The organism is uncultured Tateyamaria sp., from assembly GCF_947503385.1.
GTDB lineage: Bacteria > Pseudomonadota > Alphaproteobacteria > Rhodobacterales > Rhodobacteraceae > Tateyamaria.
Map to the genome: position 1 here is coordinate 216,106 of NZ_CANNDO010000006.1, position 11,080 is coordinate 227,185.

Genomic DNA, 11,080 nt, shown 5'->3' on the forward strand with positions numbered 1-11,080 from the left:
CGACTCACCGAACCCGCCATGCGTCGCTGTAGTGAGACGCTTTGTCGAAAATGGCCCGCGCAAGGGCGCACGCCTGCAGTATGACGGGCCAACCGAGAGAGAGGAATCAGATGCCTGACGTCACCGTGGTCTTCTGGCGCGATATCCCGGCCCAAGTGATCGTGGGCAAGGGTCGTCGCGGTGCAAAACGCCAGCTCGAAGAGCGGTTCGAGCAGGCCATTGACCGCGCCGCGATGAAGGTTGGCGCAAAAGATGCCGATGCCTATCTGGCAGAGTGGCGCAAGGCGGCCCCCTACCCTGTGGACGGCGATCCCGCCGCGGTGGCCGAAGCAGAGGCTGTCCGCCTCGAGGCAGAATATGACACGGCGCGGCTCAAGGCGCTGATCGACAACGAAGGTCGCGCGTGAGCGCCTGAGGAGTGACCGCTATGGCATTGTTGAACTTCAAAAAACCCGAAGGACCCGTCGCGGGAACCCTGTCCCCTGAGGTGGAGGCATTCCTGCAAGGCTACTCCATCGAGGTGATGCCGCGCACCGCCCAAAAGGTCGAGGATTTCCGCAGCATTCTGCCCGCTGGCACGCGCGTCTACATCGCCCACATCGAAGGCACGCCAATTGACGAGATGGTCGCCACTGCCAAGCGCATTGCGGGCGAAGGGTTCGATGTGATGCCCCATTTCCCGGCCCGTATCATCAAGGATCAGGCGACGTTGGAAAACTGGATCGCCATGTATCAGGGCGAGGCCGGTGTGGATCAGGCCTTGTTGCTGGCTGGCGGCGTGGACCAGCCCCACGGTGCGTTCCACAGCTCCATGCAACTGATGGAAAGCGGCGCGTTTGACCGCGCCGGGTTCAAACGGCTGCACGTGGCGGGTCACCCCGAGGGGAACAAGGATATCGACCCGGATGGCGGCATGAAGAACGTCGAAGAGGCTGTTGTTTGGAAACAGAAATTCGACGAACGGACGGACGCGGACATGGCGATCGCCACGCAGTTCGCGTTCGAAGCGGGTCCGATTATCGCCTGGGCCGACGCATTGCGCGAGGCTGGCATCACTCTGCCCATCCATATCGGCATCGCGGGCCCGGCAAAGCTGCAGACGATGATCAAATTCGCCATCGCCTGCGGCGTGGGTCCATCCCTGCGCGTGCTGCAACGCCGCGCCAAGGATGTGACCAAGCTGTTGATGCCATTTGAGCCGACCGAAGTGATCTCAGAGCTTGCGGCGCACAAGGCGGCGCATCCGGAGTTCAATATTGAACAGGTCCACTTTTTCCCCTTGGGCGGTATCAAGACCAACGCCCACTGGGCCATCGAAAACGGTGGAAGCGCCGCAGTCCCCGCCGCCTGACACCTACCGTAGGGCGGGCTTCAGCCCGCCCCTCTCATTGTTGTTGCGTCGTGAGCGCGATACAGTGCGCCGTCGCTCCCTGCACGACAACGTCCTTGTCCACCAGCCCAAGACATTCCGCACCGTAAAGCGCGACAAGCCCGGCATAAGCAACACGGTCGCACCAGAAGGGCGAAGCTTTGGTGCAGAATTCGTCAAACAGGTCTTTCATAGATCAATCCTCATTGCATTGGGTTGACCTGCGCGGGACGTGATCCGACCATCGCAAAGAAGCGGCGACATGGCGCGACATCTTGGATGTCACGCGTTACATCGCAAAGGTAACCTGCGTTGCGAGTGTCTGGGGGTATGTCGGGATCATGACCATTCAACAGCCCATCTCCCCTACCCTCATGGCCTTTGGCGCTGCGATCAAAGCAGAACGCGACGCGCGGTCCTGAAGCCTGACGACCCTTGCGGACAAGGCGCCCCGGAACCCAGACCGCAAAGGGTACTGCTCTTAGTTGGAAAAACGGGCTGCGTAACCTGTCTGAATGGACCATCCACAGCTTTGCCCGCGTGCTCGACCTGCCCGCAAGCGTCATTGACCGGCTGACCGGCCACTACTTGCCCGACAGGGACGACGCGACGGCCCAAGACGCCACTGCAAGCGCGATGCCGAAAGAAGCCGAAGCCTTGCGCGAAAAACTCAAACTGTCTAAAACTTTGGCCGTCGCTATGGCCTACAAATACGCGGACGGGAACCCAACCGATATCGAAGCCGCGCTCAACGGCTTGGAGGCTGCGTTGGAACTGGCCGCACAGGAACAGGAACGGGGCCGCCTGCCCTCACACTTTGAGGATGCGGCCGAAACCCTCATCAAACGTATCAACGCGTTAAACAAGGATGGTCAGATCGACGAAGCCTATCCGGATCTACAAGCCGAAGCGCCCATCGCGCCGCTGCTCGCGAGGCGCAAGTGGCCGAAGACACGCGCATCTTCGACCTGCTCATCACGCAAGCCACCCTCGCCAATGATGCGGACGGATACGCACAGGCGCATTATGACCGCGTGCGTCATGGGACACCGTTCGCCTTGACGGCGGGCATCGGCCTTGCCCGCAAATGCACCAGCATTGCACCAACACCTCATCTGACAGCGATGGCGCAGAACGACCTCGCCATTGCGCTGCAAGAACAAAGCACCCGCACTGCCGGGCCGGAGGGGGCGGACCTGCTGGCCGAAGCGGTGGAGAGCTACCGCGCTGCCCTGTGCGTCTTCACCGACGCGGACCATCCGGTGGACTGGGCGATGATACAAGGAAACCTTGCCAACGTGGAAAAGGCGCGCGCGGCCCATGACTCAGCCCCCGATCCGCGTCCGCATCTGGAGGCGGCGCTGGCGCATGTTCAAAACGCCCTGCGCGTCTACGACCCCGCACACATGTCATACGACCACGGCAGTGCCACACAACTGCGCAACAACATCCAAGCCGCCCTTGACGCCCTATCCTCATCATCTTCATGAGCACAATCCCGGGTGACGTCGCGCCTGCATCCGCCTATGTCGCAAGTGCGCCGCCCTGCCCCGCTGCCTGTGCGTAGGGTCCGGCGAAACAGGCCCAGAGGAGTGCCCGCCCCATGACCCGCACCGTCATCGAATCCAAGACCAAGACCGCGATCATCGGCTTTGACCAGCCCTTTTGCGTCATTGGCGAGCGCATCAACCCCACAGGCCGCAAGGTCCTGAACGAAGAGCTGGAGCGCGGCGATTTCTCGCGCGTGGAGGCCGATGCCATCGCGCAAGTGGCCGCTGGTGCCAATGTGCTCGACATCAACTCGGGCGCTGTGTTTTCCAACAAAATGGCCGAAGACCCGCGCTATGCGGACAACAATTTTGTCGAGCCGACGCTGATGAAAGAACTGGTGGAACGCGTGCAGGCCGTGACCGATTGCCCGCTCTGCATCGACAGTTCGGTGCCCGGCGCGCTGGAAAACGGGCTGGCCGCTGCCGAAGGCCGCCCGCTGCTCAACTCCGTCACCGGAGAGGAAGAGCGGCTGGAGATGGTGCTGCCGCTGGTCAAGAAATACAACGTACCCGTGGTTGCGATTTCCAACGACGACACAGGCATTTCCGAAGACCCCGACGTGCGTTTTGCCGTCGCCAAGAAGATCGTTGAACGTGCAGCCGATTTTGGCATCCCCGCCCATGACATTGTTGTTGACCCTCTGGTCATGCCAATCGGTGCGATGGCGACAGCGGGGCATCAGGTGTTTACCCTGGTGCGGCGTCTGCGTGAAGAACTGGGCGTGAACACGACCTGCGGTGCTTCGAACATCTCGTTTGGTCTGCCCAACCGGCACGGCATCAACAATGCGTTCCTGCCCATGGCGATGGGTGCCGGGATGACCTCCGCGATTATGAACCCGGTTGCCCTGCCCGTCGGACCGACCAAGATCGCGGAAAAGCGCGCCGAGGTCGAAGCCAGCGGTGTGATCCTGCCCGAAGGCATGGATGATGAGACCTTTGTCCAGCTGTTTGGCTTGGGGTCTACCCTGCCGCGGGCCGGCAAGGAGATGGAGGCCATTCGCGCGGCGAATTTCCTGACGAACAACGATGATGGTGGTGCGGCATGGATCAAGTTTAACCGTGTGCCTGCCGCGCCCGGCACCGAAGCACGGGGGCGCGGTGGACGTGCCGGAGGCCGCCGTCGCCGCGCCTGAGTGTCAGCCAGTCCTGTATGAGCAAGCCGTCGCTGGACATCTAGCGGCGGCTTTTTCTTTGTGGCCGGTACGGAAGGTCCGTGCCGATCCGGAATTCTGACCGGAGATTGATGGGGAGTAACCCGGTCTTAACGCACCGTCCGCTAGTGCTCATGACGTTCGAGCAAGATGCGGAGGCATGGAGATGCACAGACGATTTCACACCGTGAGCGGACGCTGCGATGGCTGAGCGGGTTGTGTTGGTTGACCGTCTGGATACAGCCGCGGCGGCGGCGCTTGCGTCCGAATTGATGCAGAAGCCCGCGGACGGGCACGTAACCCTCGACGGTGGTGCGGTGACACATTTCGGCGCGCAGGCCGTGCAGGTCATTGTGAGCGCGGCCAAAACGTGGTCGGCAAGCGGCGGCACGCTTGAATGCACCGACATCAGTGCGCGCGCTGCCACACATCTTGCCGCCATGGGTCTCACGTTCGCCGAATTGACGGAGGTGTCGCAATGACGCTTGAAGTACTGGCTGTCGATGACAGCCGCACCATGCGCAACATGATCAAGCTGGCCCTCGAACCGGAGGGGTTTACGGTACACACTGCCGATGACGGCGTGCATGGGACCGAAGTGCTGGATGGCATCGCCCCGGACGTCATCATCACGGATATCAACATGCCACGAATGGATGGGCTGGCATTTATCGATGTCGTGCGCGGACAGGCGCCGCACCGGACCACCCCGATCCTCGTGCTGACAACGGAATCCGGAAATGACCTGAAACAACGCGCCCGCAAGGCCGGTGCCACCGGCTGGATCGTGAAGCCGTTTGATCCTGCCAAGTTGATCAAAGCCCTGCGCATGGTCGCCGGTTAGGGAGCAATACAATGACATCTCCCGATCCGATGGCAGAGATCAAGGCGTCGTTCTTCATCGAATGCGAAGAGTTGCTCGAAGCGATGCAAGATGGCTTGCAACGACTGGACGATGGCGATGATGATCCAGAGACGATCAATGTGGTGTTCCGTGCCGTGCATTCGATCAAAGGTGGCGCAGGGGCCTTTGGTCTGGAGCCGATGGTCCGTTTCGCCCACCGGTTTGAAACCGTGCTGGATGGTGTGCGCGCAGGCGCGCAGCCGGTCACGCCAGACCTGACCAAGCTGTTCTTCCGCGCGGGCGATCACCTGTCAGACATTGTGCGCGCCTGCCGGGACGACGTTGATTTCCCGCCCAGTCAAAGTGACGCGATCCTGTCCGATCTGGACAGCTACATTTCGCGCGACGCGGCAGACACTGCTGAGGACGAGATTGAGTTCCAACCCATGGCGCTCAGCCTTGATCTCGATCTGCCGTCTCTGGATACACCGCCTGAGCCCCCGCGCTGGCGCATCACCTTCACTCCCGAAGCGGACATGTACGAAAGCGGGAACGAGGTTTTCCCGATCCTTTCGGCGCTGGCGGATCTCGGTCAGGCAGACATCCGTTGTGACACGTCCAAAGTGCCCGGATTGACCGAACTTGCCCCGGAAAGTGCCTATTTGTCTTGGAGCATTGACCTGAATACCACGGTGGAAGAGGCTGAGATCCGCTCCGTTTTTGAGTTTGTGGAAGGTCTGTGTGATATAACCGTCGCGCGCGCGGATACCGCCCCGCAAACATCATTGCCGGATCTGCCGCCTCTGGTGTCCGACCCCCCAGGCGCGCCGCCCGAAAGAGAAGCGGTTGCGCCAACGGAGGTGTCCAAGCCAGCCGCGAAACCTGCATCGCAACCCGCGCAGGCAAACGCGGCAAAAACCGTCGTCCGCGTTGATCTCGACCGGATCGAACGGCTGGTCAATCTCGTGGGCGAATTGGTGATCAACCAAGCCATGCTGGCACAAAGCCTCGAAAGTGAAGGCTTGTCGCCCCATTCCGACGCCATGAATGGTCTTGAGGAATTTCAGCGATTGACGCGCGACATTCAGGACAGTGTGATGATGATCCGCGCACAGCCGGTCAAACCACTGTTTCAACGTATGTCCCGCATCGTCAGAGAAGCCTCGGCCGCTGTGGACAAGGACGTTCATCTGATCACCGATGGCGAAACCACCGAAGTTGACAAGACGGTGATTGAACGGCTGGCTGATCCGCTGACCCACATGATCCGAAATGCCGTCGATCACGGTCTTGAATCAACCGAAGACCGGGTCAAGGCAGGCAAGTCCCCGGAAGGATCCGTAAAGTTGAGCGCCGCGCACCGGTCTGGCCGTGTGGTGATCGAAGTGTCTGATGATGGGTCCGGGATCAACCGCCCCAAAGTGCACCAGATCGCGATCGACAAGGGGTTGGTCGCCGAAGACGCTGTGTTAAGCGACACCGAAATCGACAACCTGTTGTTCCTGCCGGGCTTTTCGACGGCCAGCTGTGTTTCCGATCTGTCAGGTCGCGGCGTTGGCATGGATGTGGTCAAAACCGCGATACAGTCGCTTGGCGGGCGCATCACGATCACCTCTGCAGCCGGCGAGGGAACCACGTTCTCGATTTCGCTGCCGCTGACCTTGGCCGTACTCGATGGTATGGTGGTCGATGTGGCACAGGAGACGTTGGTCGTGCCGCTTAATGTTGTGTCGGAGACGTTGACCATCCGCGACGACACCGTCGACGAGGTCGAGCCCGGCACCCGTGTTGTGCGGGTGCGCGGCGGTTTCGTGCCACTGTTTGATCTTGGCAGCGCTCTTGGATACCGCGCCGAACCCAGCAATTTGGCAGGCTCCGTTGCCTTGCTGATCGTTCAGGAAGACGGCAGTCGCGCGGCCCTGATCGTCGACGAAATACAGGATCAACGTCAGGTCGTGATCAAGGGGCTCGACGACGCGTTTTGCAGCGCGCCCGGAATTGCAGCCGCAACCATCCTCGGGGATGGTCAGATCGCATTGATCATCGACCCATCTGACATCATCGCTCACACGCCAAAACACAGCGGCTCTCATGCCGCACCCCTGCGTATGGAGGCTTGAAATGACCGAAACCGCCGAAGCGTCAAAACCCGTTGAATTGCTGACGTTCAAGTTGAGCGATCAGGAATATTCGCTCGACATCATGTCCGTGCGGGAAATCCGCGGATGGACGCAGGCCACCCCCCTGCCCCACACGCCGAGCTACATGAAGGGCGTGATAAATCTGCGCGGCACCGTGCTACCCGTGATGGATCTTGGACAACGGCTGGGCTTGCCGGTGACGGAACATACCGACCGGAACGTGATCATCGTCGTCAAGCATGGCGAGACGCTTGCGGGTCTTTTGGTGGATGCCGTGTCGGACATCATTGCATTGACCGACGAGGATATGCAGCCGCCTCCCGACGTCTCCTCCGGGGCGCATCCGGGCGTGATCAAATCCCTGACCTTGATCGACGAACGCATGATCCGCGTGCTGGATCTGTCGCATCTGGTCACATCGCTGCAAAGTGATGCTGCCTGATGGCCATGCTGTCAGATCCTTCGACCTTGGCGTCAGACACGTTCGACGCACTTGCTGCAATCGCGCAGGATGAAAGCGGGCTGCAACTGGTCCCGGAAAAGCGACTGATGGTGCAATCGCGTCTCAAACCGCGGCTGCGCGCACTGCGACTGCCCAGTTTCGAGTCGTATGTCTCACATGTCCGTTCAGAGACTGGGCAACCGGAATTGCGGCATATGATATCTGCCTTGACGACGAATGTGACGCAGTTCTTTCGCGAAAAACACCACTTTGACCTGCTGACCGACCGGCTGCTGCCAATCCTTGAACGCAAGGTCGCCCAAGGGGAACGCGTGCGCATCTGGTCCGCGGGATGTTCGCGCGGGCAAGAACCCTATTCGATTGCGATGCATTTGCTGAACGCCCTGCCCGCGCTGGCGGACACAGATTTCCGCATTCTCGCCACCGACATTGATCCGCGCGTCGTCAGTTTTGCCCGGACGGGGCAATATGATGCAAAAGAAGTTTCGGCCGTCCCCAAGGTTTTGGCCGACGCGTTTCTGCGGCCCGTCGCCGATTCCGATCAGTTTGAAATGGACGACTTGGTCAAGCGCCACATCACGTTCAAGGAACTGAACCTGATGCACCCATGGCCAATGCGCGGTCGTTTCGACGCCATCTTTTGCAGAAATGTGGTGATCTACTTCAAAAGTGAAACGCAAGACGTGCTGTGGCCCCGATTTGCGAGTGCCTTGCAGCCCGAAGGCCTTCTGTTTCTCGGCCACTCTGAACGCATTGGCGAAGCGGCGCAGTTTGGATTGAAGAACATCGGCACCACCACTTACGCACTTGAAACCGGCTGCATGACCCGCAGCAATCACAGCTAGGAGCGCTCGAATGGCCCTCAGGGATCAGATCAGGATTATGGTGGTGGATGACATGTCCACCAGCCGCGGACTGATTACACAGGCGCTGGATGCCCTCGGCGTGCAGCATGTGTCGACAGCAGAGGATGGGGCCGACGCTCTGACGACTTTGTCCAGAGCGCCAGTTCACCTTGTGATATCGGATTACAACATGCCCAATATGGACGGGCTGAAACTGCTGCATCACTTGCGAAGCGGGGAAAAAACCAGAGGCGTCGGGTTTATCCTGATCACGGGGCGGGCCGAACAGCAGATCATCGACTACGGTCGCAAACTGGGCATGAACAACTATCTAAAAAAACCCTTTGAACCCGCGCAGCTGCGCAAGTGCATCGAATCGGTTGTCGGACCCCTCTGATGACCTCGCAATTCGACCCAGGTGGACGGGCATTCTACGCCAGTCTCGCCCGCCATCTGGGCGCGATTTCGTCGGACGTTGCCGAAATTGAGCGTCTGATCGCGACGTTAAGTCCGGAGGCAGATACGGGTCTCGCGCATGAGACACTCGTCACATTGCAAAAGATCGACCATATCCGTCAGCGCATTGCCGATCTTGCGACGTTGTTTGAATCCGTCGGCCAAGATGATGTGTGCGAGACCACAGTGATCGACCGGATCACCTTGGCTGAGACGCGTGGGCTGTTGAATGGGGTTGCGACCAAGCCGCAGATTGAAGCTGGCGATTTGGACCTGTTTTAATCAGCGCAGCGATGGCAAGACGCACCCGAGGACGCGGTACGCGCGCGATCATGTGTACGGGTCACCGACCCCTCTTGGGTTAACGCGCTGATTGACTGCGCAGTCGACCCGGTCATCAACGGCTTCACCAAACCCGGCACGCGCACTCAGACCAGGTATTCGTTCGCGCCTGTTTCAAAAAGTCACGCGCCCTAGAACAACTCCAAATCGTTGCCTTCCCTGCGCGGCACACGCGTTTCCACTTCGCGCACCTTGGTGCTGCTCACCCGTTGCATCACTCGTCCCGAGCCAGGCCAAAACCGGATATTGCGCGCATGTGAACCGCCCAGCGACTGGGTCACAACCTCGATCCCTTCGCGGGCCAGATAGCGCAATGTGAAATCCGAGTTTTGCTGACCGATGTCTGACAACCCCGACACCATCCGCGCGCCGCCAAAGGCCTTGGCCTTTAGCCGGGATCGGTCTGCCCCCAGCCGTGTCAACGCATTGATCAATGTTTCAATTTCGTTGATATCGGCGAGCGCATCGACCGTGGACTGCGCGCGCCCCGCCGCCAAGAGCATGTGGTTCATCCCGCCAATACCCGTTGCATCATCCCACATGCAGCACGCCACACAGGATCCCAAAAGCGTTGTGATGACAGTATTTTCGCCCATGCCGACGGCGTGCTCACCCTGAACGATGTGGATGCGTTCGGCGTTCATACCGTATGCTCCATCATCCGCAGGAGCGTGGTGCCAGCGACACGCAAGTCGACCTCGCTTTCGACGGCCCCCAAGGCGCGCGCAGCGCCGGGCATTCCGTAGACCACACAGCTGTCCCGAGACTGACCCACCGTTCGGCTGCCCGCGTGGAACAGCGACAACATGCCTTGTGCGCCGTCATTGCCCAGCCCAGTCAGCAATACCGCCCCAACGCGCGGCGCCCATGGAACGGCAGAAGTGAACAGCCGGTCAACCGATGGGCAAAACGCCTCGTCCGGGAGGCGGTCTTGAAACTCGATCCGCCAGCCTTTCTCGTCCCACGCAACACAGGTCTGGCGCTCCAACGCAGGGGCGAGATGAACGCTGCCGGGTCGCAGAACCTCGCCTTCTTGGGCCAGTTGTACATGCAGCGGCACAATGCGGCTCAGGCGATCGACGAAACTTTTGAGGAAACGCTGCGGCATGTGCTGCGCGATCACAATGGGGGGACTGTCGCTGGAAAACTGAGCCAAAAGGGTTTCAATGGCGGCAACGCCGCCCGTCGATGCGCCAGCGAGCATGATGTGACGTGCCAGCAGCGGCACGGTGTCTGCCGGGGTATTCTTGCGAACCTTGGCCGCGGCGACAAGCGTTTTGCACAGGTCCTTCAGCACTCTGGGGTCCGGGCGATCAGGCTTGGCGATACACGCGACGGCCCCCTGTTTCATCGCAGCCGCAACAACCCTGCTTTCACTGGCGACAAGGCTGGAATAAACGATCACCGGCATCGGTCGCAAACGCATCAAATGCGTCAGGAAGTCGAGGCCGTTCATCTGCGGCATTTCAAGATCAAGCGTCAGGACATCCGGTTCGGTGATCTTGATCAAATCGCGCGCTTCATGCGCCGTGGCAGCCTGCGCCACGACGCAAAGACGCGGATCGCGGTCAATAATAACGGACAACCAGCCGCGCATGGTTGGGGAATCGTCAACCACCATGACCCTGATCACGCCAGAGCGTGTGGTGGGCGTACCGACACGTTCCCTTATGTCAGACATGGCGGCACCGACAACTAGGCCGCCAGCGACACCGGCAGCGCGTGACAACAGCGGCAAATGTGCCGGATCGGCAATGCGTGGCGACAAACATCAGGGAACCGGTCCTGTATTTGGGTTCCCTTGGTCTTAGCCGGCAGCCATGAAGGACCGATTAACCTGCCCCTCCCCTCACCCCGCGACGGCCTTCATGAACCGGTCGCGGATCACCACCGGGTCCATGGTGATCACCGGCAGC

The 11,080-nt window shown here is 60.2% G+C and carries 14 protein-coding genes; 11 read left to right on the top strand and 3 right to left on the bottom strand.

The genetic code is table 11. From position 1 onward, the window contains the following. Positions 1-110 precede the first annotated feature (110 nt). Both Q1A85_RS18320 and Q1A85_RS18325 read left to right on the top strand, forming a co-directional pair. Positions 111-407 carry a virulence factor gene (locus tag Q1A85_RS18320; RefSeq protein WP_299692897.1) on the top strand — a complete coding sequence of 99 codons (297 nt, stop codon included), beginning with the start codon at positions 111-113 and terminating at the stop codon, positions 405-407. Between the two features lie 20 nt (positions 408-427). After that, complete coding sequence (locus Q1A85_RS18325; protein WP_299692900.1) at positions 428-1,351, top strand: methylenetetrahydrofolate reductase; 924 nt, start codon at positions 428-430, stop codon at positions 1,349-1,351. 34 nt (positions 1,352-1,385) lie between these two features. On the opposite strand, the gene Q1A85_RS18330 is transcribed toward Q1A85_RS18325, so the two are convergent. After that, on the bottom strand, positions 1,386-1,562 hold the full coding sequence (locus Q1A85_RS18330; protein WP_299692903.1) for a hypothetical protein: 177 nt from the start codon (positions 1,560-1,562) through the stop codon (positions 1,386-1,388). A 748-nt stretch (positions 1,563-2,310) separates the two neighbouring features. On the opposite strand from Q1A85_RS18330, the gene Q1A85_RS18335 reads away from it, so the two are divergent. From Q1A85_RS18335 to Q1A85_RS18375, 9 genes are all read left to right on the top strand, one after another. Continuing rightward, positions 2,311-2,859, top strand: a complete 549-nt coding sequence (locus Q1A85_RS18335; protein ID WP_299692906.1) for a hypothetical protein — start codon at positions 2,311-2,313, stop codon at positions 2,857-2,859. 113 nt (positions 2,860-2,972) lie between these two features. After that, positions 2,973-4,055 carry a methyltetrahydrofolate cobalamin methyltransferase gene (locus Q1A85_RS18340; protein ID WP_299692909.1) on the top strand — a complete coding sequence of 361 codons (1,083 nt, stop codon included), beginning with the start codon at positions 2,973-2,975 and terminating at the stop codon, positions 4,053-4,055. Positions 4,056-4,276: 221 nt separating this feature from the next. Then, positions 4,277-4,555 carry an STAS domain-containing protein gene (locus tag Q1A85_RS18345; RefSeq protein ID WP_299692912.1) on the top strand — a complete coding sequence of 93 codons (279 nt, stop codon included), beginning with the start codon at positions 4,277-4,279 and terminating at the stop codon, positions 4,553-4,555. Further along, entirely contained in the window at positions 4,552-4,917 is a 366-nt protein-coding gene (locus Q1A85_RS18350; protein ID WP_299692914.1) for a response regulator, read from the top strand. The genes Q1A85_RS18345 and Q1A85_RS18350 overlap by 4 nt, the downstream gene beginning before the upstream one ends. Before the next feature lie 11 nt (positions 4,918-4,928). Further along, the gene (locus Q1A85_RS18355; protein WP_299692917.1) at positions 4,929-7,037 is read left to right on the top strand and encodes a chemotaxis protein CheA; all 2,109 of its coding nucleotides are present in this window, start codon (positions 4,929-4,931) and stop codon (positions 7,035-7,037) included. A gap of 1 nt (position 7,038) precedes the next feature. Then, entirely contained in the window at positions 7,039-7,500 is a 462-nt protein-coding gene (locus Q1A85_RS18360) for a chemotaxis protein CheW (protein ID WP_299692920.1), read from the top strand. Then, complete coding sequence (locus tag Q1A85_RS18365) at positions 7,500-8,366, top strand: protein-glutamate O-methyltransferase (protein WP_299692923.1); 867 nt, start codon at positions 7,500-7,502, stop codon at positions 8,364-8,366. The genes Q1A85_RS18360 and Q1A85_RS18365 overlap by 1 nt, the downstream gene beginning before the upstream one ends. Before the next feature lie 10 nt (positions 8,367-8,376). Then, on the top strand, positions 8,377-8,763 hold the full coding sequence (locus Q1A85_RS18370; RefSeq protein WP_299692926.1) for a response regulator: 387 nt from the start codon (positions 8,377-8,379) through the stop codon (positions 8,761-8,763). After that, positions 8,763-9,104 carry a hypothetical protein gene (locus Q1A85_RS18375; protein ID WP_299692929.1) on the top strand — a complete coding sequence of 114 codons (342 nt, stop codon included), beginning with the start codon at positions 8,763-8,765 and terminating at the stop codon, positions 9,102-9,104. Before Q1A85_RS18370 ends, Q1A85_RS18375 begins: the two co-directional genes overlap by 1 nt. Positions 9,105-9,295: 191 nt before the next feature. On the opposite strand, the gene Q1A85_RS18380 is transcribed toward Q1A85_RS18375, so the two are convergent. Both Q1A85_RS18380 and Q1A85_RS18385 read right to left on the bottom strand, forming a co-directional pair. Continuing rightward, positions 9,296-9,808, bottom strand: coding sequence for a chemotaxis protein CheD (locus tag Q1A85_RS18380; RefSeq protein WP_299692932.1), 513 nt, complete (start codon positions 9,806-9,808; stop codon positions 9,296-9,298). After that, a complete protein-coding gene (locus Q1A85_RS18385) occupies positions 9,805-10,845 on the bottom strand; it encodes a chemotaxis protein CheB (protein ID WP_299692935.1) in 1,041 nt (346 codons plus the stop codon). Before Q1A85_RS18385 ends, Q1A85_RS18380 begins: the two co-directional genes overlap by 4 nt. Between the last annotated feature and the right edge of the window lie 235 nt (positions 10,846-11,080).

Coding starts and splice junctions, on each gene's coding strand:
- Q1A85_RS18330 (WP_299692903.1), bottom strand. CDS start 1,562: ATGAAAGACCTGTTTGACGAATTCTGCACCAAAGCTTCGCCCTTCTGG.
- Q1A85_RS18380 (WP_299692932.1), bottom strand. CDS start 9,808: ATGAACGCCGAACGCATCCACATCGTTCAGGGTGAGCACGCCGTCGGC.
- Q1A85_RS18350 (WP_299692914.1), top strand. CDS start 4,552: ATGACGCTTGAAGTACTGGCTGTCGATGACAGCCGCACCATGCGCAAC.
- Q1A85_RS18370 (WP_299692926.1), top strand. CDS start 8,377: ATGGCCCTCAGGGATCAGATCAGGATTATGGTGGTGGATGACATGTCC.
- Q1A85_RS18360 (WP_299692920.1), top strand. CDS start 7,039: ATGACCGAAACCGCCGAAGCGTCAAAACCCGTTGAATTGCTGACGTTC.
- Q1A85_RS18325 (WP_299692900.1), top strand. CDS start 428: ATGGCATTGTTGAACTTCAAAAAACCCGAAGGACCCGTCGCGGGAACC.
- Q1A85_RS18355 (WP_299692917.1), top strand. CDS start 4,929: ATGACATCTCCCGATCCGATGGCAGAGATCAAGGCGTCGTTCTTCATC.
- Q1A85_RS18345 (WP_299692912.1), top strand. CDS start 4,277: ATGGCTGAGCGGGTTGTGTTGGTTGACCGTCTGGATACAGCCGCGGCG.
- Q1A85_RS18385 (WP_299692935.1), bottom strand. CDS start 10,845: ATGTCTGACATAAGGGAACGTGTCGGTACGCCCACCACACGCTCTGGC.
- Q1A85_RS18375 (WP_299692929.1), top strand. CDS start 8,763: ATGACCTCGCAATTCGACCCAGGTGGACGGGCATTCTACGCCAGTCTC.
- Q1A85_RS18365 (WP_299692923.1), top strand. CDS start 7,500: ATGGCCATGCTGTCAGATCCTTCGACCTTGGCGTCAGACACGTTCGAC.
- Q1A85_RS18320 (WP_299692897.1), top strand. CDS start 111: ATGCCTGACGTCACCGTGGTCTTCTGGCGCGATATCCCGGCCCAAGTG.
- Q1A85_RS18340 (WP_299692909.1), top strand. CDS start 2,973: ATGACCCGCACCGTCATCGAATCCAAGACCAAGACCGCGATCATCGGC.